Source organism: Patescibacteria group bacterium, assembly GCA_035549555.1.
Classification (GTDB): domain Bacteria; phylum Patescibacteriota; class Microgenomatia; order UBA8517; family UBA8517; genus Co84-156.
Window position 1 is genome coordinate 1 of sequence record DASZQR010000014.1, and the last position, 23,471, is coordinate 23,471.

Genomic DNA, 23,471 nt, shown 5'->3' on the forward strand with positions numbered 1-23,471 from the left:
TCTCTGTAAATAGTACACTAAACGATCTAATCTCTAAAAAAAAGAAAAATAAGGAGGTTATAATGTCCGTGCTCGTAATAGAAAAGCTAAAAGAAGTAATTGTTATTAATGGCAATATTGAAATTGCTATAGCAGAAATAAAGGGTTCATTAATAAAATTGGCAATCCAAGCGCCGCTTGAAATACCAATATGTCGGGAAGAAATTAGCAGGGCGATACCTTTTCAGACTAATTAAGTTAGGTGTTTTCAGCTAAATCATATAACCCGATATTAAATGGTCTTTCCAATTAAGGGGTTAGATTATCAACTACATTTAATTCCGTTTTAGAATTTGTGTTATATTGTTGTGGAAAAATACAAAATACTGTCAAACAAAGCTCAACGAAGTAATCCCCGTTTTTAAGGGAAGGTTATGATGATGGAACCTCTTGAGATGTTGTTTTAATCAAGTCTAGCTAAGCTAGAAAGCAAATCTTATTTTAGCGATATTTGTCGAACAAATTTTACACATGGCGAGCTCCTTCATTTTAATTATAAATATGAGGGTAGGGTGTGCAGGGGGAGGGGGGGCAAAAAATGTGATTGGAGTTTCTTAGTTAGTTGCACGATATAGGGCCATAATCTGATTAATCACTTATAATGTCCTTAAAACATATTGCGCGACTTTTGCGCGGGTTATGCATCCGTTATGCATAGTGCCGCAAATTGTTGTGAGCTATCCACCTAGATTTTGGTTAATAATCAATTGGTTAATGAAGAGTTCCCGCCTCTTTAGGTCGTAGGTTCGATCCCTACACGGCCCACCAGTATATCAATGCGTTACATTTTGTTAGCTAATTGTCATTGAGGGGTCTGTGTAATTTTCGTGTAATCAAGCAAGAGACATAACCATGGAAAAGTTTCTATACAAGTATAGAAATACCACGAATATAGAAGTATAAATTTGACCTAATTGGAGCCTTTAGTAATTTTAAGTTTTTTATGGGGATCGGGCATAATTTCCAGCAGCAAAATTTATATTTTTTCTCGCTGGGGCAAGGGCATAACCCATTGTAATCTTTTTCTTTATTAATAATGAAGTTATCTTCACTTAGCATGGTTCCTTCGGTCACTACTATTTAAGCCTTTCTATTTTATCTGGCAGTCCCCAGAACTTTTTCCCCACCGTACCTTGACCAGAAGATATAGAAATAGAACGAATCATATCTGACAAGAGTAGTTTGCTTGAACTGATGTGTGTCAGCTAATTTAATGAAACTCGTCAAGTTGTCACTTCTACAATAAATGCCTAATGATGCTCTATTGGTATATAGGGTGTAGTATCCACAAAGAGATTTTACAAACTAGAAGTGGACTGTATTTTTTATAGAAAACTACATTTCATTTTCCTATGTACACTTTATTTTATAAATATCTTTAAAATTTGCCTGCTCTTTTATCATGGTATCTATTTCTGTTTGAAAAGAAAAGTGATTCCTATTTTTTATCTAAATTCTTATTCTGAAAATCAGATTTTTCAGTTTTCTTTTCGCTCACCCACCTCTTTGTGACTAAATTTTTTATAATAACGAAGTTGGGGAAGACCAAGCCATGGGTTGACAAAAATTCGTGACCATTTATACTAAAGCAGAATATTCGCTATGAGTCTGCATATCTAAACATGTATCCTAAGCTTTCAATGCAGGCTTCCATTAAGTATGCAGATTCATTGATGAAACTTTTTGCTATCGAGGAACAAGCTTGATTTGATCTGAGTTGGCACATTAAGGATTACAATTATATTCTAACCAAAATTATTTGGATATTTTTATGGTAGTCACAAAAAAGATCAGTAAATTTTTTAAATTTCTTGCTGATTTGCGCCAAAAAAATACTTATACTCCGGCATATCGATTAGTTGAAATCAATCATACTGAAATGGATGAATATATAGTTACCGTACAAGTCATTCATAAGAATTCAGTATTTCAAGCCAAGCCGGAAGAAATTCTTGCTAATGATTATTTGGTAGATAAATTTTCTCCTCAGGATATTCGTGCCCTTACTTATTTAGGCTATCTTATGATTAATAACCCTAAATACAAAATCTTAGCTCAGCGCTTGTCGGAAAAACATGATAGCGTTCTCTTCGCTTTACGCAAAAGAGGCAATGACAAAATTATCATCAAAACAGCTGATGAGATTATGCGAGAAACTGATATTATTGATAATTTAAAAGCGAAAGATGCACAAACTATTGGCTACATCGCGGCAACTGAAAATATAGCAAATGAAGAAAAAGCCAAGACAGCGTTAAAGCAGAGCCTTGAATGTTCAAAATGTTAATAAATGATCCTGCCGTGTTGATAAGCTGTTTGAGTTATCAGCGAATCATTAGCCTTTATTTTCGCATTTAAAATAGTGGCTAATAAACTTGGATGGGTAATCATAGGACAGTGTGGCGTTGATATCTCAATACAGTGACAACCTTTATTTTTTGCTTGGTGAGCTATTTTGTTCATTATCGCATTGCCTTGCAAGCAATGAATAAAAGTTTTTTCTACATCAGCACGATATTCTGAAAATGTCGTTATTTTATCTGTAAAAGTTTTCAGTGCTTGTGGTGTGTGTCTGGGGACTGCCCAATTAATGTCTTCAGTTTTAGTTAACCCAAAAGTTGCGGCAGGAAATGGCTGCACTTGCCAGCCGTCCCCTTTGGCTGCGGCCGAATAAAATATATTTGCTGCTTTTGGCCCTAATATATCGAGTAAGCTTTGTTGTGTCTCAGGAAAAACAGCATCTAGATAAATTAAACCACGGACTTTACCTGGCCGCTGCTGTGCGATTCCGGTTATTACCATCCCACCATAGCTATGGCCGATCAAGGTCAAATTAGTTAAACCTAGCTCATCTATCATATGACATATGTCATTAATATGTTCTTGTAGACCAGTTTGTTCAGTAAGCTCGTTGATTCTTTCAGCCGAGCCTTTTAATGAGGGAAAATAAGCAGTGTAGTCACCCAAAAATAGCATTGGCTTAATTTTGTCCCAGACCCATCCGCCTTGGAAGGCGCCATGAATAAAGAGACAGTTAGTCATTGGAGCAGCCTGGGATTTTATATTGTAATCCATTTTGTTGGTGAAAGGCCCAGGTTGCATAAGGTTTCAGGTGCATGATTCTTCCTTTAAATTTGTCCCGGATAATTCTTGCATTCGTTGTTGAAAAAATGTAAGTATTCCAACAATAAAGAATGGCTGGATTTTGCCAGCTATTTACTTTCTAACTTAAATGGATTAAAGCTCACGCCCGACTTATAAATATCTGTGGCTTCGTTTCGCTTTAAATACATAACCAAAAATGATACAGGAAAAACACTTATGACTGAAAATATTAATTTGACTAAATAAGAAGTGTAAATTAATTGCAATACCTCTACCAAAGGCATAGTGCCAATAAAAATGATACAAATGCTTACGATCGTAAAAATTAATTCTCCCAGCATAGAAGACAAGATGCAACGCAATATAAAAAACCCTCCTTTATACTTGATTTTCAATTTTGAAATAAGGAAAATATTGAGAAATGACCCAGATACCACACCTAAAAAGCTACCGACAAAAGTTCGCAATAATGAACCCACTACGATTTGGTAAGCTGCCTGATTATCAATTTGTGGTGGAGAAGGAAGCAATAATAAGCTACTGCAAATCACTGCAAAAATCAATTCACAAAATAATGTGCTCCAGATGATTTTTCTAGCTGCATCATAGCCATACACTTCCGCGATGGCATCTAAAAAAACATAGGTTATAGGGATAATGAAAGCAGAGACTGAGATGACGATATTATCACTTAACAAAATAATCTTATGCGCCATAACGACTGATGAGATAAAAATGACAGCATATATCATACTCAATAAATTTAAATACCGAGGCAATTTGAGTTCTTCTTTTATCATCGACATGCTCATATAATTTTCCTTTTTAAAAAATGGAACAACTAGAATTATTATTACAGCAATGCAATATACTATCGTAAGGCGGTATTATCTTGAATAGATTCGGAATGATAACCAGGGTAATGGATGCCATAAATTACCAATTATATCAATTCGATATACAAGCAAAATGCCAGAATAAAAATGAAATTCTGGTTGTTGCGGCGGCAAGTTGCTGACTATCTTTTGCGGATCCTGTCCTGTACTCAATACCTGTCCTGTCTTCGTTTCTTTTATTGTGCTGAAATGTTCATGTAACTGACTTGAAGGAAGCTCGTAGGTCACGGTATTTATCTCCTTTTATTAATCGTATAGATGCCTGAATTCAGTCATGGTGGCAATGATTTCATCATTTTCCCCTAAGAAACGCATTGGGAATGCGCTAAGATCTGGATTTAAAGCTTTTAGATATTTATATTCACCATCAATTAAAAGCTGGCGAAAAAGATAGGTTTTGCTATCTCCAATTTTCATTAAAACAAAACTCCGATCCTTTGGATTTTTTTCTTGATTTAGGATTAATAAACAATTTATCGGGAAATAGGGTTCCATTGATGAGTCACCTAGAGTCAGAGCAAATGTCTTATTGCCTGCAGAATCGTCAACAAAGATGGTGCTTTCATATTTATATTTTTCCGGATTGTTTAAATAAATTTCAATATCTTCCCAAAAAACTTTAGGTAATTGTCTGGCTTTAGACTTTGTGGGGTTAGGTAAATTTATATCTGAAATAAATTCAGGCAGTGGTTGCTCGCCTCTTAACTGTTCTAGCGAGATATTAAAAAAATCGGCTATCGGTTTTAAATTTTTGATATGAGGGTTTGGAGAAGTGCCTGAAACTATACGTTGTAACGTTTGTTGTGGTAGATCTAAATCACGAGCTAATTGGGTGGTATTGATATTTTTTTTAAACATCAAGATTTTCAAAACCTTGCTTATCAAAGAATTTTTCATAGGTGTATCTGCGTTAAGCCAAATTTTGTGCCAAAATCAAAAATTTTTCTCAATACTAATAAGTAAATAACTCATTATCCTATCATAACATTATAAGATCAAAAAGCCTTTAGGAGCACTATATGTTTGCTAAAACAATTTTTTATCCATCGGAAAAGAATGGTGGGTTTAAAACGCATTAATAGCTTGACATCCCAAAATTATATGGGTTAAATACCCATTAAGAGAGTGGTCCTGATGTATTTCAATGCTGAAGCATGATCTCAGGCGGATGCTACTCAAGCTTGAGAAGTAAGTTAGGATCAACCTCCATTTTTTTTGTAGAGATATTTGATTAAGTTCAATGAAACAATAATTAGGATAATCCTGTGAATAGAGTCATCATGTGAGTTGTTATCTTATTGACGAAGAAAGCTTATTAATTCAATGCGTACTTAATGTCAAAAATTAATTTTAAAAAGGAGATCATTGATGAAAAAAGACGTTATAAATAAAAAATCCAGCATAGTTGAGCAAGAACAAAAAAATGAATTTAATTTTACTGAGCTTGAAATCGAATATGTTTTAAAAATTATGCAAAATAAATCACTATCCAATATAGCAGTAGATTTAGGAATAAGCCCTAATACTATCCGTTTTTATATTAAAAGCTGCGCGCAAAAACTTTTCTTAATATGTAATACTCAGGAATGACATTAAAGTCAATTGCTTTTAGATTTCAATATCCTAGTGCAAGTGACAGGGAGTATAAAATTATGCATTAGGCTTTGGCAAAATTATCACACTATATTATGAGATTGTACATTATGACGTGCAAATGTATGGGGATATGGCAATGATATTTGTTATATAGAAAATAAAACAAATTAGATAAAGACCTCTCATGCAAAAATCTTCTTACCCTGATAAATGGTATGTGGCCATTGCAACCAGCTTAGTCATTTTTGTCGCCAATGCTAATTTAACTGCCGTGAATTTAGCGATACCCGCTATAGCCCATGATCTTAATGTCGGAATGTATATGATTTCCTGGGTAATCAGTAGTTATATCATTACCTCCGGTATGTTTATGATTTTAGGTGGCAGAATGGGGGATGTATTTGGCATCAAACGCATGTTTCTCTTAAGTCTTATACTCTGGATCATATCTCTTACCTTAGCGGCAACCGCGCATAACTTCACATTTTTAATTATTGCTCGTGTGCTACAAGGTCTAGCATTCGCTATTAGTCTGCCACTTTGTATGGTGGTCATAACCAAAGTGTTTCCAGAAAACCAGATGAGCTTAGCTGTGAGCATTAATATTACTGTGCTGGGATTAGCGCAAATTCTCGGACCTTCCTTAAGTGGTGTTATTCTTGAATACCTTACCTGGCGCTGGATATTTCTTTTAAATATTCCTTTGTGTGTTATCGCCTTCTTGTTTTCAATTTATTCCATAAAAAAAGATCAAATCACCCAAAAACAACAGCTCGATTATCTGGGAGCAATTATCCTGGCAATTAGCTTATGTGTTCTGATGCTAATACTTAGTTTGATTCAACAAAACAAACTGACTACCCAATACATTTTATTGTATTTTATAGTTGATATTTCCTTATTTATTCTATTTTACATCATCGAAAAAAGAACCCAAAATCCCATTGTGGATTTTAAACTTTTATTCAGCAGAGCTTTTTTTCTTATCAATCTAATCAGAATGCTATATCAATATGTTTATTTTGTATTTCTTTTTATCTTCCCCCTGTATTTAATGAAAGTCTTGCAGATGTCTGCTGTTAAAACCGGGGGTTTATTACTCTTTCTAACGGTACCTTTTGCGGTCTTCTCACCTATTGTTGGAAAATATGCCTTAAAATTGGGAGAGTTAAGATTGATGATCGTCAGTTTTGTTGCGAGTATTATGGTCTTTTTTTGGTATGCTCATCTACACAATATTTCAACATCCGTGAATTTATTGATTCCGTTAATCCCATTGGGCATTTCAACCGCAATTCTGTTTAGTTATACCACTTCTATCGCACTTAATTCGGCCCCACTTGAAAAAAGAGGTTCTGCTTCAGGCATCTTTTTTTCAAATACTTTGATTGCGGGGGCAGTTGGAATCTCAATTACCAGTATATTAATTCAGCTCTTTACTCAAATATATACCAATCGAACATCCAATGGTACACCCAAAGATATTGAACATCCTTTTTCCTTGGTGTTTTCAAATATTATGTGGATGTGCTTAGTCTTATCAGCTCTGGGTTTACTGCTTTTATTCATTTTGAAATTTAAAAGAGCTGATGAACCGTTAAATCACTACAGGAAAATTAAAGATGTCTGAAGAAGAATTCAATATACGTGACCAATTACTAGACCCTCAAGCTAAGTGGCTTAAATCGCAGCTTACTAGACCAGATGAAATTAAAACCAGCAGCTTACAAAAATTCGGCAAAGCTGCGGGTTTAGTTTGTGGAGGGATTTCTAGTTTTATTACCGGGCCATTAGGTTATAGTTTCGGGCTCTATGTGGCGGAACTAATAAACATAGATGACCCTACCTCGAAATCCGTAGTCGGTTTCTATTTCGGAGGGACGGCTGCATTTGCACTGATCGCTTTACAAGCAAGAATTTCATCCAATACTTGGGAACAGTTATTAGAAACAACGCCTGATTATAAAAAAGCACTGCAGGAAAAAGCTTGCGACGGTGGGAAAGTAGCAGAATATAGTTATCTTGCTATGGTTGTCACTACCGGTGCTATTTCGGCTACCCCCACTGTTTATATTACTGAAGAATATTTTTCTAAATACATAGGCTATGGATCACTCGTCTTTGACGCAGCTACTTTCTTATCACTTGCTACCGCACGTAGTTGGTCTTTAGATAAAATGTTAAGAGGTTTATTTAGCCCGCTTATTAATAAAGCGCTTAATAAGCTAAGCTCTGAAGAAAAAAAACTTATTGAAGAAATCAGAGCTGGACTTATCCAACAATTGGAAAAAACTATCAATATTGTAAAAACATTTAACCCTACTGAAGTAGATCAATTTTGGCATGATACCTATTTAACAGCTAGCAATGAAGATGATAGTTCTGCTGAGATTGATGAAGAATTTTTACTCAATAAAATACGCAAGGTTTTTCATCCAATTTCACAGTCTGTCGCTGATCGCAAAGCTATTGCGCCTCTAAAAAAATTTCCAAAAAAAAGAAGGATTTGTCGCACTATTTACTGATAATCGCAAAGCTGGGTGGTTACCTTAATCGTTCCAATGACGGACCACCTGGAAATATTATTATGTGGAGAGGTTTATCCCGATTGACTGATATTAGATTAGGGTTTGATTTAGCATTGGGAAATGTGGGTAATTGAAAGGTTGGCTGAACGCTTACGTTACAAATAGAGTTTAACTGCATTGAGCTTAAATTCTTTGACATAATTTCTTACTTTCGCTTACTCATTTACGCACTTCATAAAGTATAGATATACACTGTATTTGCATTCAGTGTGTCTGAAGATCAGAACATTGTGCCATCTTATTGAATATTAGGGGTATTTACAAATTTTAAACCCGCGAAAAACATAACTGCTCGCTCATCTGTTGTCCCTCAGCTGGGTGTATTTCCACCCGCTTTATGCTAAAAAATTCACCATATTAGACCATTTAGATTTTAGACTCTAAGCATTTGGCTAATTGTGCTGATGTCAGGCCTAATGCCCGTACACTAAAGCTTGGCTGCATTTTATAGCAATACCAAAATTAAAATTATCTTCTATAATTAAGACATCACCAAGGTATTTTAATAGTTATAAAAGGTTATAATTTGATGGAGGGATTGAATATGAAAATGGAAATAAAAATTGAAGAACTACAAAAATATATGTCTGAATATTTATTTGATGGATTACAAAAAGAAAAATACGTATTTACTTCAGTAGAAATAGATACAAAAGAAGGAAAAATCACTGGTCTCGTTAACATAGAAAATTTCTTCATGCCGTTGGATGGAAAATTCCATCTTTCTTCCGTTATGAATATCATGATTTCATCACAATTGATGATGGCTTATATTTTTTATAACTTAGGTGAATATAAAAAACAAGAGGTATACAATCTTAAAGAAGAATGGCGATATAGAAAACCGATAAATAAATCAAAAGATATAAAATATCAGGTAACACAAATTGCTAAAGCAACGCGAGGAAGTACTATTTTTTATAAATTTATTTTCAACGTAGAAGACAGATCTTTTTTAGGTTCAATGACAGTAAATTTAGATGTATCGAATAAAAGGAGAACCGAATGCTGAGTGAAAGTATTAGACAAACAATGGAACTATACTATGATCTCAGGCGCATAGTAACCGAAAAAAAAATTGAGGAATCAATTATTGATATCAACCAGAAATGGCTTAAAAACTCTAATTTTGTATTTTCAGTATACTCAGATAATAACCAAAATAGTTCATTTCCATTCTCTTTTTCTCCTTTCTTAATTTGCCAAAAAGATAGCAGGGTTCTATCTGATATTTGCAATAAAATGACAACTATACTTGAAAAAATAATAGATAAATATGTTGAAGGCGATAAGAATTTAGATGAATTTTTTAACGTTTACAGACCTTTCAAGCCATTTTTTTCAAAAATAGCAGGAAAATGGTTATCGATTGCCAGATATGACTTTATGATTGATCAGAATTACAGACTTAAGTTTACCGAATTTAATACATCATCCCCAGGATTATTATTGATTTGGCCAGAAACTGAAAAAACTTTAAATACATTTATTTGTCAAAACAAGATATTCTCTAATAAACTAATTTTACAACCTTATTCAAAGCCACACAGCTTTGAAAATTATCTATTTAATCTAGAAAAATGTTCAAATACAAATCCGGGTTTAATTGCCTTTCTCTATGATACCAATAAACTTCAAACAGAACTACATGAAATGAAGCGCAGAGTTGAAAAGCTGGGAAGAAAGGCATATGTTGGTTCTGTTGAAGACTTAACATACAAAAATGGAAAATTATATATTTTAAATCAGGAGGTATCAATTATTTATAACAATTTTTTTCTTACTGGTGAAAATTTAGATTTAACAAAAAAATCTCCCTGGCTTATGAATACAGAAAGTTTTCTAAATGACCATCGCTATAGCGCCTTATTCCACGGTATTAAAAATAACAGTTGCGTTGTTGTTATTGGGTTCCCGGCGTTGACTATAATCGAAGACAAGAATATTTTTTTATTGCTGAATGATAAAAAGTTTTCATATTTATTTTCAGACAAAGAAAAACTATTCATTGCTAAACATATACCAAAATCTGTAAATTTAAATTCTAATAATATCATCAATTCCTACAATAAATTTATAAAAAATAAAAATAACTTGGTGCTTAAATTAAGAACTTCTGGAATGGGTTGGGGAGTTTATATCGGCAATCAAATATCGGATTCTGAATGGGTTATCCTTCTCAATAAATACTTAGAAAATGCCATAATTCAAGAATATATTAATGGCATAAAATTTCCAGCTATTGTGATATCTAAAAAAGAAAAATTAATAACCAATGATATGAATGTGATTCTTTCTATGTATTCTTATAGCGGAGAATACTATGGTTGTGTGTCGAGAGTTTCAATCTCAAAAGTAACAAATTTAATCAGAGGATTTTTGCAGCCGGTTTATGAAATAAAGTGTGAGTAATTTGAGGGTTTCATAATGAAAAAGCTAGGTCTTATTGGCGGAATTGGTTGTAAAAGTACAGTTTTATACTATGAGCTGATTACAACACAAATAAGCCATAAGCTTGGCCAGAGACAAAGTGGGAATATTATCATCTACAGCGTTAATGAATATGACGTATATACGGCTGCCATTGAAAATGACTGGAATACTGTGGCTGAGATATTACTTCATGCTTATAAGAACCTTGAAAATGCTGGGGCTGACTTCCTTATAATTTGCTCGAATACTTGCCATAAAGTAGTTGATCTAATAAACCCACAATTTAAAAAACCTTTAATACACATCCTTGAACCAATTTGTCAGGAGATTACAAAAAATAATTATAAAAAAATAGCTTTGTTCGGAACAAAATTCATTTTAGAGGAAGGTTTTTATTTAAATTATATTCATAGTCATGCGCACAGTATAAAACAAATCATTATTCCAGATAAAAATAGAATTGACATTGTGCATAATATAATAAGCAATGAACTCTTGTTGGGTATAATAAAAAATGAATCAAAAAGTATTCTAATTTCTATTTGGGAAGAATTGAGAAAAAAAGGTGCTGATTGTTTGATCCTGGGTTGCACAGAGCTATCTTTGATTATTTCAAAAACAGATTTGTCATCACCCATTTTAGATTCAACCAGCTTGCATGCTAAATATGCTGCAGAATTGTCCATTAAAAACCATGAGGACGATAAATAAATGTGCGGGATAGTTGCTTATTTGTCTAAAAATTTAGATATTTCGAAAGAAACATTTAAAAGCGCAATTAATACTTTAAATCATCGCGGGCCTGATTTTCATGGCTTATGGGTGTCTGATGATAGCAAATTAGCTTTAGGGCACGCGCGCCTTAGCATTATTGATCTATTAACAGGCAATCAACCCTTACGTAGTAAAGACGACAATATTGTTATTGTAGTTAATGGCGAATTCTATCAATATGAAATAATAAAACGTTATTTACAAAAAAAAGGATTTGAATTTCAAACAGAATCAGATAGTGAAATATTAATATATTTGTATCAACTATATGGTGTGAACTGTCTTGAATTTTTACGGGGTGAATTCTCTTTTGTTCTGTGGGACGATAAAAATAAATACATTTTTGCAGCTAGAGATCGATGCGGCATTAAACCTCTATTTTATTCCATGTATCAAGATGCCCTATATCTTTCATCAGAAATAAAAGCATTACTTACACTTGGGGTTCCATGCAAATGGGATTTATGCAGTATTATATCTTGGGAGAATCTATTGCCTCTAGAAAATAGAAGTTTATTTGAAAATATTTTCTCCATAAATCCTGGCCATTTTATTCTGGCCACTCCAGATAATATTCAAATCAAGAAATACTGGGATTTTAACTACCCAAAAGAAGGCGCCATCGATGATGATATTGATGAAAATAAAATGATTAATGAATTTCGTAAGGAGTTAGAAGAAGCAGTGACTATCCGATTACGTTCAGATGTACCGGTAGGATGCTATTTAAGTGGCGGATTGGATTCTTCAGCTATTCTAGGATTAATGATAAAACATTCAAAATCTGAAGTTGACGCATTTACTATTTCATTCGATCACGATTTATATGATGAAGCTAAAATTGCTGAAGAAACTGCTAAGTTTGTTGGGGCTAGAAGCCATGTGTTTAAGATAACAAATCAATTGCTTTCTGAGAATTTTTTTTCAGCCATTTATCAATGTGAATCTTTTATTTTAAATAATAATACGATCGCTAAGTTTTTATTAAGTAAATTTACAAGAGAATCTGGATATAAAACGGTGATGACCGGTGAGGGATCTGATGAAATTTTAGGTGGTTATCCAATGTTTCGAGAAGATATCTTAAAATATGGATTTCGAGCATTGGATCATGAGAATCGAAACAAACTTGTAGAACATTTATATGAAAATAATCCTGCGTTTGCAAGTGTTTTTTCAAAAAATACCGCTGGATTAGATGTAACAACTATTCAAGAGATACTCGGATATGTCCCAAGCATGTTCAAGATGGGTGCGAAATTGGGTGAAAAATTAATAACGTTGCATAATGAGAATTTTTCAAATATTTCAAGAAATTTTGATGCGCAGATCAATTTTATTAATCAATTAGATCAAGATCAAGTCATGGGTCGCGATGTTTTAAGCAAATCTCTTTATTTGTGGGCGAAATCAATTCTCCCTGGCTTGATTTTAGTAAATCTGGGAGATCGAATGGAAATGGCACATTCAATTGAAGGAAGAGTACCATTTCTCGATCATAAATTGCTTGAATTTTTAGTTAACATACCAAGTTCTTTAAAAATTAAAGGACTTACTGAAAAATTTATTTTGCGAGAGGCCGTAAAAGATATTATTACTCCTACTATTTATCAAAGACAAAAACATCCGTTTAAGGCACCGCATCCTACATTGACGTTAAACCCATTCACTGAATTAATGTTGGATGTTTTTAATGGAAATCTTTTAAAATATAGCTTTATCTATGATCAATCAAAAGTGTTAAAACAATTTAATATGACTCAGAGCATGCCTGAAGCTGAGCGCGAACAGTGGGATGTTGTTTTTATGTTTATATTAAGCCAATGTGTATTACAATCTTTATTTAAACCATTAATGCCGAATTAGTATAGTGGTAATACCCAAATTTATAAGCTGCAATATACTATCTTCCTTCCACAAAACAAGTTAAGCTAAAAGAAAATGTGGTATTAATTAACACCTCAAATGGTTGCTTAGAACACTGAGATACATCCGGGGTCAAGCATTCATATGACCCATGTTCTAGCAGGTACTTGACCCCCTTCCTCTTGACCCTTCATCTTCAGTCAAACAAAGGCTAAGAAAGTAGAAAGCAGTTGTAATAAAATACAATACTTATTCCAATGGTAAAAGTAATAGAGCCTCCTTATAAGTAATAACAGATTTGCTAACAGATGCCATTATATTTATAAGCAATTAAGAAAGCTCTATGATAAGTAATATCAACCACTGTACTATTGTCCATCTTTTGACGGATAATTTGATGTAAAGTATTAATAAAGCTATTTTTATAATTTTCACCACAAGGAATAGAGTAATTTTCGAAATTAAGATAGGCTAAGGCTGGTCCCGAATTAAATAAGCCAAGTATTTTTTCAAAATCATAAGCTTGAGTAGTAACGTCTTCATCAAAAGCTAAACGAACATTAAAACCATGATGCTCCAGCAGGGCTTGATAAGCACAGGCATTTTTAAGATGAAACCATGGATTTAAATAGTGTTCTATATATGGTTTTATATTGTCTGCTCTACAGGTTTGATCAATGATATCTACAATAAAATCACACCATTCAGATACGGGGGTTTGCAAAGCAAATACACCTTGATTTTTTAATGCCTGGTGAATTTTTTTTAGCACAGGCACTGGATCTCTAAACCAATGAAACACAGAGTTACAAAAAATTACATCAAATTCAGAGGTGAAAGCCATATGTTCACCTTCTTCACAAAAAAATTGTATAAACTCACCATAAGACTTTTTAGCTTGTTTGATCATCCCTTCTGAAGGATCGATCCCTATTACCCGTCCCGAAGTTTTTTTACTTAATTCAAAAGCAAGATGCCCGCTGCCGCATCCTAAATCTAAAATAGACTCTTGCCCCTTAAAAAACATCAAAGCAATTAGCTTTTCACCAACAGAAGTTTGATTTTTAGCGATTTTTTTATATTCTTCAGCCACTTCAGAATATTCCATAAAAAGGTCTCTTGGTTGACCGAAAGATAAGCGGAAATCAATTCTTCATCCAAATTGCCCAGTTTAGATATCCAGCAAAAATAAGCCACAAAGAATAAGGAATTAACAAAAAATATACTAAGGTGAATTGTTTCTTTGTCAAGATGATGAGAAGCATAGAGATGAGAATCATCATGACTATCCAATAAAATCCAAGTTGGATGAGGTGGAATTGAAAGAATAAGGGTGACCAAGCCCAATTCATGATTATTTGAATAATGTATAAACTAAAAATTATTTTTCCTCTTGGTCTGTTTCGATGAGTCCATAAGTACCAACCAGCTATGGCAAGCATTATATATAAACAAGTCCAGACAATGGGAAAGATAATTTGAGGTGGATTAATACTGGATTTTTGTAATGTTTGATACCATGTGGATATTTCGGTGCGCGTTAGCAAACCGATACCATACCCCACAAGTTGAAACACAATAATCCACAGGATAATTGGCGCTATTTTTTTAATCATGAATGTTCTCGCTTCTGCAATAGGATTTACACATGTTCATAACATGGAAATCAAGTTCAATCTAATACAGTTTCTTCAACAAAAGTTATGACAACCACATCTCTGCTATTTTTTTCAGATAATCCGCCATTAATCTGATATTGCTATCCGCATTGACCCGGCGGTGGTAAAGATACATTTTAATCGCAACTGGCTGCTCATCTTTTAATTTGATTTCGACCAATTCACCCCGCTTAAGCTCCTCTTTGATCAAAATATCTGTACACCAGATTAACCCCATATCTGCCAATGCCGCACATAAAACGTTGTATCCTGAACTGGAAGCATAATTTCCAGAGATATAGATTTTTTTATTATTAGCCAGCACCCATTCATTATTGGGCGAAATACGTTTAGCGATTAAACAATTGTGATGCTGCAAGTCCGCTGCTTTTTTAGGCGAACCGTATTTTTTTATATAAGCTGGTGTAGCGTAAATACTCCGGTGAATGGTAAATAAATATTCTTTAACCAATTGGTTATCTTTAATGTCTATTTCAGTAATAACCAGATCCGCCAAGCCATTTAATAAATCCGTTGGCGCATTTTCTTCTGTTGTCTGCAGTTGGATTTTTGGATATTTTTGCAAAAACTTCTTGAAATGCTTAATAAAATATTGAGAATAAAAAGCCCCCGCTATACCAATAATGAGTCTGCCATGTGGCTCTGTTTCAATTGAATTCACTGCGGCTTGAGCATTTTCAATGTCAGCCAGTATTTTATTGACATGCAGCAGATAAACTTCACCCGCCTCGGTCAATTCTATATGTCGGGTTGTTCTGTTTAACAATTTCTTTTTGAGTAGGTTCTCTAAATGCTTGATTTGGCCGGTGAGCGTAGAAGTAGAAACATCTAAATGCCGAGCTGCTTGGCTGAAGCCTTTATGCTCAGCAATCCCTTTGAACCCTCGCATACAAGAAAGTAGATCTAAAGACATTATCTTCCTAAGGTGATTGTTTCAAAATTTAGAATAGTCTATTATCTATCAATACATTGTCAAGTTTTTTTGAAATGGTATCATGGTTTATCATGTAACAAGAAAGAGGCAATTAGCACAGGAACCATTCAAAAGAGAAGAAATATGGCTACTTTCTATACCGTTATCAGGTTCGGAACTATCAAGCCATTCAAGAGGTTAGTGTTACTTCCTGGCGAAGATTAAAATGAGTCGAATTGATTATTCAGCTTTTGCGCTGGAGGGATTTAAAATTACCCTGTTTTGCCTCGGCATTATAGGTTTACTTAAGCTATTCGGTGCAGCGAATGAGTTTTTATTAATCCCATTTAACATGGCGGTTATGTCTGCTGCTGCCACCTTTTCAGTGAGCAAAAAAAATTTAGCTCAAGTCAGTTTAGGTAGCAGTGTTGTAGTTATTTCAACCATTCTAGGCGGCGTCCTCGGATTTTATTATCCCTGGTTAGCTTCTTTGATAACCATCATCTATGCTGGACTTGCTTTTTATTTACCCAAAACCAAGTCAAAAACTAATATTTTTGTAACGGGCAGTCTAATGTTTCTTATTTTTTCTGCCTTGCCATTTTCATTGCAGGCGGGGATCAAATACGCTTTTGTCGGTGCTGTGGTTGTTGTAGCTTTTACCTTATTTTATTGGTTATTCGAGTATAGAAAGGATGCCAATAATACTAAACCGGAGCCAACCCAGGCGAACTTCTTTATGGCATTGGCTACGATTTCATCACTTACATTGGCTTGGATCATTAGTCATTACTTACGCGCATGTTCAACACTATCCCATCTTTATTGGATTGGTTTAACGATTTTAATGGTGATTCAAGGCTCGCAGCAAAGAACTATTTACACAGCAATTAAGCGAATTGCTATCAACACTTTCGGCGCAATAATCGTTGTTTTTCTGTTTGGCTATATTGTGCCACCCAATTTTTGGATAAATTTTATATTATTGGTGATTTTTTTATTTCTCATTTTCTCTCTGGGATTTTCTTATTTCTTAAGAGTTTTCTTTATAGAATTATTCGTGTTTGGGTTTGCGCATCTATTGGGAGACTATCATAATGTTGTTGCCTTAGATCGTATCATTCTGACTTGCATTGGCGGATTGATTGTCATCACAGTCACGTTAATGTTGTATTGGATAAAAGTGGATGTCTAAGTTGCTGATATCCGACTATCATCCATGGCAATCAAATCATTTGGAAAAACTAATGAACGCTACAACCTATAGACTTAATACAAAAGAACCCCATATTCTGGGGTTGACGCTGCTCAGCGCTTTCGGAGCGATGGGTGCTATTTTAATGACACCTGCGCTACCGAACATTGCCGGATATTTTAACGTCAGCGTGGGTGTGTCACAGCTAACCGTAACGAGTTTTTTACTGGGCTTTGCGTTAGGGCAATTAATATATGGGCCAATTGCTAATCGCTTGGGCCGAAAACCGGCATTTTATGTTGGTATTTTTCTGGCTACTCTGGGGTCATTGTTTAGTATTCTTTCTTCACCGGTCGAATCCTTTTCTTTATTAATTATCGGGCGACTTTTAGAAGCATTTGGTTCGAGTGTAGGATTGGTGGTGTGCTTCACCTTGATTAATGATTTTTATTTTCCAAAAGAGGCGCGTCGCGTAACAGGTCTGATGGTTATAGCTTTTGCCATTATTCCAGGCATTGCGGTCGCTGTCGGTGGATTATTGACACAATATGTTGGTTGGCAAGGGTGTTTTTATTTTTTATTAATTTATGGTTTAGCATTGATTTATCCCGCTACTAAAATGCCAGAAACCTTAAGCCAACCCGATATACATGCATTACATTATCGACAAATTTATAAAAATTATGCCGCCATATTTAAAAATAAGCAGTTACTGGGATTTTCTGCATGCTCCGGTTTTTCTAGCGCCTGCATTTACGTATTTGGTGCTGAGGGTCCATTTATTGGAATTCATTTGCTAGGCATCTCACCGGCTACTTATGGCTTATTGGGATTACTGCCATTCTTAGGTACGTTGATCGGCTGTTTAATTAGTATTCGCCTCGCTTTTGTCAAAGCGATGACAATGCTCAAAGCTGCGTTTTTTATTGAATTGATTGCTACAGTGTTCATGCTATTCTGCTTTGTATTTCACTTCGTTAATCTGTTTACTTTATTAGCACCCATGGCGCTGCTTTGCTTAGGTCACGCTATTCTATCCAGCACAGCTTTATCTTTAGCTATGACTTATGCCGAAGATAAAGCAAATGGATCTGCTGTGATGAATTTTGTTGTCATGTGCATGCCAGTATTGATGACCTTTTTGTTAGGTATGTTACATATAGGGGCTGCTTGGGTTTTACCGCTGATTTTCATGATTGCATTGGGATTAATGCTTGTTATTTATTGTATATGGCTGCAAGAAACCCCGCATAGTCACGATTTGCGCTGATTGCAAATGAATCTTAATCAATTCTTACGATTTAATTGATGCAATGTTACTGCATTACCTTCTGAGTCAAGGATCACAGCCATTAATCTCAATGAAAGTTAAAAGTAGGACATTACGATGATTTATATTATCTGGGAATTTGATGTTGAATCTTCACAAATTGCCTTATTCGAAGAAATATATAGTTCACAAGGTGCATGGGCGTTATTGTTTAGCCAATCTAAGAATTATCATGGCACCATGTTATTAAAAGACCATAGTAATCAGTCCAGATACATTACAATTGATCAATGGGATAAAATTGACGATTTTGAAAACTTCAAAGTTTGTAATTTTGAGGCATACAATAATCTTGATCAACAATGTGAACATTTCACTATAGCAGAAAGAAAAATCGGCTTTTTTGAGGATTTTTGAGAGAAATAGCATGGAAAATCTAGCGCTTGATTTAGTCCTGCAATACCTGAACAGTTGGAGACAAAATAATTTAGTTCTTGCAACATTGCGCATATGACCCCAATGGATTTATTGAAAAAACTGGGAACAGTTATGGCATGTCCTTATACGCTGTATATATGCCGAGCATAAATTCTGGGGTTATTGTATTGGCTAATAAAGCACGGGTTTCAGATGCTGTTAATTTGGGAAGAAATATTTTGAAGCAAATATCCCTCAAAAAATAGCAAATATACGTGATGCAACTCACTGTAATGGAGTATAACTCATGACTAAAAAGGTATTCTGGATAGATCCTTATCTTACTCAGCTTGATACAAGTGTACGGGGTGTGGATGGGAATAAAATCACAGTAAATGAAACCATCTTCTATGCTTTTTCAGGAGGACAAGAAAGTGATTACGGTAGTATTGGTGGCTATTCCCGTACTGGAAGCAAAAAAGGAAGGTAAAGAAATTGTTTACACACTTCCTGAAAACCACGATTTGAAAATAGGTCAAAAGACCAACATGATGATTGATTGGGCACGTAGGTATTCTCTGATGCGCCTCCATTTTGCAGCTGAACTTGTTTTGGAGCTGGTATCTCGGCGATTTCCTGGGATTAATAAAATAGGTGCTCATATCGGTCAAGAGAAGGCGCGTATTGATTTTCAGATAGAGGAACCTATATCACCCCATCTTCCGTCCTTGCAGAAAGAGGCTCAAACTATTATCGATTCAGATCAGCAGATTATCAGCGCCTTCAGCATGTTTTGCGCAGTTTATAAATTTAACGTGACTCCGAGAAATGAAAATGAGTTCAAAGCACTGTGGCATACTGCTACTTTGGAAGTAAAATCACATAACAAAAGCGTAGGGTCGCGCTTACATAAGGTGGTCGGCAAAGAAAATCAGTGGATTGCCTATTCGCAGTGGCCCAGCAGAGAAAAATGAGTAAGCCATGCTGAGCTTTTTTTTAATACAGAACCACCGCAATGGGCGCACTGAAAGCTGTGTGTAGCTCCATCTCTGTTTTGTTAGAACTGGAGGTTGTTGATGATTTACTAACCTCCAAAACAGATTAGAGATAACAAAGGATAAAGTTATGGAAAATTCAAATTGGAATTTAAAAGGCAAAAAAGCATTAATTACCGGCGGCACAAAAGGAATCGGTTATGCATTAGTGAAAGAGTTTCTACAATTAGGAGCAGAAGTTTTTATAGTGGCCCGAAATGCAGATCAGATCAATTGTGTTTTAACAAAAATTCGCGACCAAGGCTATGTGGCTTTCGGCATGGCTGCCGATATTAGCAAGGGAGAAAAAATTTGTGCTGATATTATTCAAGCGGTAAATAATCTCTGGGGTAAGTTAGATATTTTAGTAAACAATGCAGGCACCAATATTAGAAAAGCAGCACAGGATTACCACACCAATGAATATTCCACTATTCTGGATACAAATTTAACGGCTACTTTTGAATTGTGTAAACAAGCTTATCCGTTATTAAAAAAATCGCGGGCAGGAAATATTGTGAATATTGCCTCTATATCTGGATTAGTAGATGATGACTCTGGTGCGCCTTATGGCATTAGCAAAGCAGCAGTTATACAACTGTGCAAACATTTAGCAGTAGAATGGGCCAAAGACAACATTCGGGTCAATGCTGTTGCACCTTGGTATATTAGTACGGAACTAACAGCGCCCACTTTATCAAATCCTGAAAAGCGCAATGCAATTATAGCACGAACTCCTTTAGGTCGAGTTGGCAACCCACAAGAAGTTGCCACCACTGCAGCATTTCTCTGTATGCCTGCTTCATCTTATATTACTGGTCAATGTATCGTGGTAGATGGCGGTCTTTTAGTCAATGGATTTTCTCAACATATTGCATGTAATTAGTTGTTGCCGCAAAATTAAAATATCGGCTTAGCAACCATTAGAGGAATACCCGATATAATAGATTATTTTCAGCTATTTAACATAAGTTACCTGCCTTAAGCAATATCAGTAATTACGATGACTCAGATTAAAACCTTACTTTACTCTTCTAAATTCAAATATTTTTACTTTTCAGAATTTTACAAAATATAAGCATTATTATGCTGATAATTATTCAATTCTGAGGCAAAATATATTTTCAAAAGTATGAAGCTTCTCGAACGAGCTTTTCTCAAATCAAGGGCACAACAAAAGTCAGTCATTGGAATTAACTATTTTTGCTTTTCAAATAATCCAAAACCATCACTATTTAAATAGGGTATCGACATATGTGTGATAGCATGATTTTCATCAACAGAAAAAATTACCTTATTTTGTGTAACTGGAATCATTGGAATATTCATGCCATTGGGGTTTAGCCAGAAGGCAGTAAATGTATTATCGCGACAATAGTTCAGATTCCAAACAATATTTTGCGGCCCTATATGTAAAATGAGGTGATTATTTTTTTGTGAGATATTCAATTGACCATATACAGGATTGAAATAAGCGCCAATATATTTTTTTAGATCAATGTCGTTGATCATCTGGCATGGCGGAGATATTTCCGATGACTTAAGCTGGGATTGATTTCTTTGAGCTAAATAAATTTTGTTCCAATCTTGTTTTTTAGATGGATTGATATATAAATCAAATAAATGTTTGGTTAATATCTCAGGAACATTATTTGTATATTGATTGGTTAAAACAACTATACCTAATCTTAATTCGGGAATATAAGCCATCTGTCCATGCATTCCCGTTCCGCCACCAGCATGGTAAAGTACCGTGTAAGGTTTATACGATTGTTTATCGATAAACCAACCCTCACCATAAGCCTGCTCGATTTCATCAGTCTTTGTTTGGGATATAATAGTTTGAGGGGTATGTATAAATTGAATATTTGACTTATGGATAATTTGCTGACCATTGAAATTGCCGTCATTCATATTAAAAATTAACCACTTAGCCATATCGTTAACACTGGAATAAATGCCACCGCCTGCCAAGCCGGTTTCCAAAGCCCATCTCTGAGAAAGATAAGGAGAATTCTGAGAATAAGGGTAATTGCGTCCTGCCTGATACAAATAAGGTTGAGCCACATTGGATTTGCTTTTCAGAACTGCTTCGTTACGCAAATAAGAGCCTCTCATGCCTAAAAGCGAGAATAACTGCTGATGTAAAAATTTGGAAAATGACTCACCACTATTTTTTTCTATGATTTGCTTAGCCAATTCTGAAAAAATGCTTTGATATGCAAATTGGCTTCTAAAAGAAGCGATGGGACGTATAAATCGTAAGGCATAAAGAGTGCGCCCAACGTTGTAACCAAAATCACCTAAACCATCAAGAGCTGATTCTGGCAAGCCACTGTCATGTGCAATCAGATCACGTACTTCAAATTCGGAAGTTGCTTTAGCGTCATATAGCTTAAATTCTGGATATAATTTTTGAACTTTAGTGCCCCAATTGTATTTTCTTTCATCGATTTGTTTAGCTAATAAAGTAGCAGTAAATGATTTCGTCATTGAGGCAATATCAAAAATAGTATCTGCATTAACTGGTCTACCTTCTTCATCTCGAACTCCAAACCCTTGGGCATAAACTAACGCACCATTTTTTACAACGGCGAAAGACATACCAGGAACCTTCCAGTCATGCTGAACTTGCTGAGCATAATTTTGCAAATCTTGTAATACTTCATTCATAGGCTTTTTTTCGAAGGCGGCATTATCGGCAAATGCAGTACTGAAAACGGTGATAATGGTTATGGTTATGGTTATAGCCATTTGCCTTTTTTTAAAATTCAATAAGATCATAATTTGTATGCCTTTTCCCTAATCGGAATTACGAATCTACAAATCTAGTATTATTCAAGAAAATGAAATTTTAAAAACTCATTTTAAGCCTGAAAATTTTAATATCTGATTTAACTTGATTTTGATTGATTTTCTCAAAGAAAATGGATCAAGAGATTGGTAGACCATGGTTAGCTTTTCTTTTTGTTCCTGTAGAATAGAAGGCTCTTGAAGCACTCTCTGATAAGGGGTTTGCGGAGAGTCGTATTTCTTTCGATAGCGAGAGCCAATACGTGTTTTTTCTACAAGCTTCATCGAAATGTTAATATATTGTCGTTATACACTATGAGGCCGCGAATGAAAATTGTGATTATTGGTGGGGGTATGAGAAAACTTCTGGTATATCTGGTAATGATATTTAACAACCCACGTCCTTCATCAAGAGTTAGATGAGCTTTATGTGCAGTTTTACTAACTAGTTGAAGAGCAGCTTCCAAATAATATGCATTAGTTTCAAGCCGCTGTTGGTTAATTGTGTAGCCTTGTATTAGATGATCTTTTAAGAGTTTTGTGGCCCACTGACGAAATTGTACCCCTCGCTTTGAATTGATGCGGTAGGCTACAGAAATGATAGCGTCTAGATTGTAATGTTTTATTTTACGCGAAACAGTGCGCTTGCCTTCAGTTTGAACTATCGAGGTTTCCTCGGTAGTTGACCTCTCGCTAAGCTCTTGATCTTGAAAAATATTTTTGAGATGAAGACTGATGTTGTCTATTGAAGTGTCCAGTAAATCTGATAGTTGCTTTTGTGTTAGCCAAACAGTATCTTGATCAAGGCGAACTTCAAAGGTGCCACGATCATTTTCATAAAAAAAATTTGGCTCATTTTTACACCTTTAATCT

23 protein-coding genes, 1 tRNA gene and 1 pseudogene are annotated in these 23,471 nt (G+C 34.8%); 16 read left to right on the forward strand and 9 right to left on the reverse strand.

Going from position 1 to position 23,471, the window contains the following annotated elements:
• The 3 genes from VG895_05600 to VG895_05610 form a co-directional block, all read left to right on the forward strand.
• The coding region (locus VG895_05600; GenBank protein ID HWA52490.1) for a carbon storage regulator at positions 1-236 on the forward strand (236 nt) is incomplete at its 5' end.
• A 497-nt stretch (positions 237-733) separates the two neighbouring features.
• A tRNA-Gly gene (locus tag VG895_05605) sits at positions 734-807 on the forward strand.
• A gap of 1,003 nt (positions 808-1,810) precedes the next feature.
• The gene (locus VG895_05610; GenBank protein ID HWA52491.1) at positions 1,811-2,326 is read left to right on the forward strand and encodes a hypothetical protein; all 516 of its coding nucleotides are present in this window, start codon (positions 1,811-1,813) and stop codon (positions 2,324-2,326) included.
• On the opposite strand, the gene VG895_05615 is transcribed toward VG895_05610, so the two are convergent.
• The 3 genes from VG895_05615 to VG895_05625 all read right to left on the reverse strand — a co-directional run bounded on the left by VG895_05615 (position 2,323) and on the right by VG895_05625 (position 4,937).
• Positions 2,323-3,141, reverse strand: a complete 819-nt coding sequence (locus VG895_05615) for an alpha/beta hydrolase (GenBank protein ID HWA52492.1) — start codon at positions 3,139-3,141, stop codon at positions 2,323-2,325. The genes VG895_05610 and VG895_05615 overlap by 4 nt on opposite strands.
• Positions 3,142-3,251: 110 nt before the next feature.
• The gene (locus VG895_05620; protein ID HWA52493.1) at positions 3,252-3,944 is read right to left on the reverse strand and encodes a queuosine precursor transporter; all 693 of its coding nucleotides are present in this window, start codon (positions 3,942-3,944) and stop codon (positions 3,252-3,254) included.
• Between the two features lie 342 nt (positions 3,945-4,286).
• On the reverse strand, positions 4,287-4,937 hold the full coding sequence (locus tag VG895_05625) for a S24 family peptidase (protein ID HWA52494.1): 651 nt from the start codon (positions 4,935-4,937) through the stop codon (positions 4,287-4,289).
• A 471-nt stretch (positions 4,938-5,408) separates the two neighbouring features.
• Between VG895_05625 and VG895_05630 the strand changes: the two genes are divergently transcribed.
• The 8 genes from VG895_05630 (at position 5,409) to asnB (ending at position 13,297) form a co-directional block, all read left to right on the forward strand.
• The gene (locus tag VG895_05630; GenBank protein HWA52495.1) at positions 5,409-5,630 is read left to right on the forward strand and encodes a LuxR C-terminal-related transcriptional regulator; all 222 of its coding nucleotides are present in this window, start codon (positions 5,409-5,411) and stop codon (positions 5,628-5,630) included.
• Between the two features lie 190 nt (positions 5,631-5,820).
• On the forward strand, positions 5,821-7,266 hold the full coding sequence (locus tag VG895_05635) for an MFS transporter (protein HWA52496.1): 1,446 nt from the start codon (positions 5,821-5,823) through the stop codon (positions 7,264-7,266).
• On the forward strand, positions 7,259-8,161 hold the full coding sequence (locus tag VG895_05640) for a hypothetical protein (protein HWA52497.1): 903 nt from the start codon (positions 7,259-7,261) through the stop codon (positions 8,159-8,161). Before VG895_05635 ends, VG895_05640 begins: the two co-directional genes overlap by 8 nt.
• Positions 8,143-8,298, forward strand: coding sequence for a hypothetical protein (locus VG895_05645; GenBank protein ID HWA52498.1), 156 nt, complete (start codon positions 8,143-8,145; stop codon positions 8,296-8,298). The genes VG895_05640 and VG895_05645 overlap by 19 nt, the downstream gene beginning before the upstream one ends.
• Before the next feature lie 476 nt (positions 8,299-8,774).
• Positions 8,775-9,236, forward strand: a complete 462-nt coding sequence (locus VG895_05650) for a hypothetical protein (GenBank protein ID HWA52499.1) — start codon at positions 8,775-8,777, stop codon at positions 9,234-9,236.
• Positions 9,230-10,636 carry a hypothetical protein gene (locus VG895_05655; GenBank protein ID HWA52500.1) on the forward strand — a complete coding sequence of 469 codons (1,407 nt, stop codon included), beginning with the start codon at positions 9,230-9,232 and terminating at the stop codon, positions 10,634-10,636. The genes VG895_05650 and VG895_05655 overlap by 7 nt, the downstream gene beginning before the upstream one ends.
• A gap of 15 nt (positions 10,637-10,651) precedes the next feature.
• The gene (locus VG895_05660) at positions 10,652-11,368 is read left to right on the forward strand and encodes an amino acid racemase (GenBank protein ID HWA52501.1); all 717 of its coding nucleotides are present in this window, start codon (positions 10,652-10,654) and stop codon (positions 11,366-11,368) included.
• Complete coding sequence (gene asnB, locus VG895_05665) at positions 11,369-13,297, forward strand: asparagine synthase (glutamine-hydrolyzing) (GenBank protein HWA52502.1); 1,929 nt, start codon at positions 11,369-11,371, stop codon at positions 13,295-13,297.
• Positions 13,298-13,598: 301 nt separating this feature from the next.
• On the opposite strand, the gene VG895_05670 is transcribed toward asnB, so the two are convergent.
• From VG895_05670 to VG895_05680, 3 genes are all read right to left on the reverse strand, one after another.
• Positions 13,599-14,405: a methyltransferase domain-containing protein gene (locus VG895_05670; GenBank protein ID HWA52503.1), complete on the reverse strand. Its 807-nt coding sequence runs from the start codon at positions 14,403-14,405 to the stop codon at positions 13,599-13,601.
• A 37-nt stretch (positions 14,406-14,442) separates the two neighbouring features.
• A complete protein-coding gene (locus VG895_05675; GenBank protein HWA52504.1) occupies positions 14,443-14,913 on the reverse strand; it encodes a TspO/MBR family protein in 471 nt (156 codons plus the stop codon).
• 85 nt (positions 14,914-14,998) lie between these two features.
• Positions 14,999-15,865: a LysR family transcriptional regulator gene (locus VG895_05680; GenBank protein HWA52505.1), complete on the reverse strand. Its 867-nt coding sequence runs from the start codon at positions 15,863-15,865 to the stop codon at positions 14,999-15,001.
• A 250-nt stretch (positions 15,866-16,115) separates the two neighbouring features.
• Here VG895_05680 and VG895_05685 point away from each other — a divergent pair, with 250 nt between their 5' ends.
• From VG895_05685 to VG895_05705, 5 genes are all read left to right on the forward strand, one after another.
• Positions 16,116-17,084 (forward strand): FUSC family protein, encoded by a 969-nt coding sequence (locus VG895_05685; GenBank protein ID HWA52506.1) that lies wholly within the window; start codon positions 16,116-16,118, stop codon positions 17,082-17,084.
• Complete coding sequence (locus VG895_05690; protein HWA52507.1) at positions 17,077-18,354, forward strand: multidrug effflux MFS transporter; 1,278 nt, start codon at positions 17,077-17,079, stop codon at positions 18,352-18,354. The genes VG895_05685 and VG895_05690 overlap by 8 nt, the downstream gene beginning before the upstream one ends.
• Before the next feature lie 117 nt (positions 18,355-18,471).
• Positions 18,472-18,771: a hypothetical protein gene (locus tag VG895_05695; GenBank protein ID HWA52508.1), complete on the forward strand. Its 300-nt coding sequence runs from the start codon at positions 18,472-18,474 to the stop codon at positions 18,769-18,771.
• A gap of 395 nt (positions 18,772-19,166) precedes the next feature.
• Positions 19,167-19,745, forward strand: coding sequence for a hypothetical protein (locus VG895_05700; protein ID HWA52509.1), 579 nt, complete (start codon positions 19,167-19,169; stop codon positions 19,743-19,745).
• A 151-nt stretch (positions 19,746-19,896) separates the two neighbouring features.
• Positions 19,897-20,691, forward strand: coding sequence for an SDR family oxidoreductase (locus tag VG895_05705; GenBank protein ID HWA52510.1), 795 nt, complete (start codon positions 19,897-19,899; stop codon positions 20,689-20,691).
• 311 nt (positions 20,692-21,002) lie between these two features.
• On the opposite strand, the gene VG895_05710 is transcribed toward VG895_05705, so the two are convergent.
• The 3 genes and pseudogenes from VG895_05710 to rhuM form a co-directional block, all read right to left on the reverse strand.
• The gene (locus tag VG895_05710; GenBank protein ID HWA52511.1) at positions 21,003-22,559 is read right to left on the reverse strand and encodes a serine hydrolase; all 1,557 of its coding nucleotides are present in this window, start codon (positions 22,557-22,559) and stop codon (positions 21,003-21,005) included.
• 108 nt (positions 22,560-22,667) lie between these two features.
• Entirely contained in the window at positions 22,668-22,883 is a 216-nt protein-coding gene (locus VG895_05715; GenBank protein ID HWA52512.1) for a hypothetical protein, read from the reverse strand.
• A 68-nt stretch (positions 22,884-22,951) separates the two neighbouring features.
• A pseudogene (gene rhuM / locus VG895_05720) lies at positions 22,952-23,413 on the reverse strand (RhuM family protein).
• Positions 23,414-23,471: the final 58 nt, after the last annotated feature.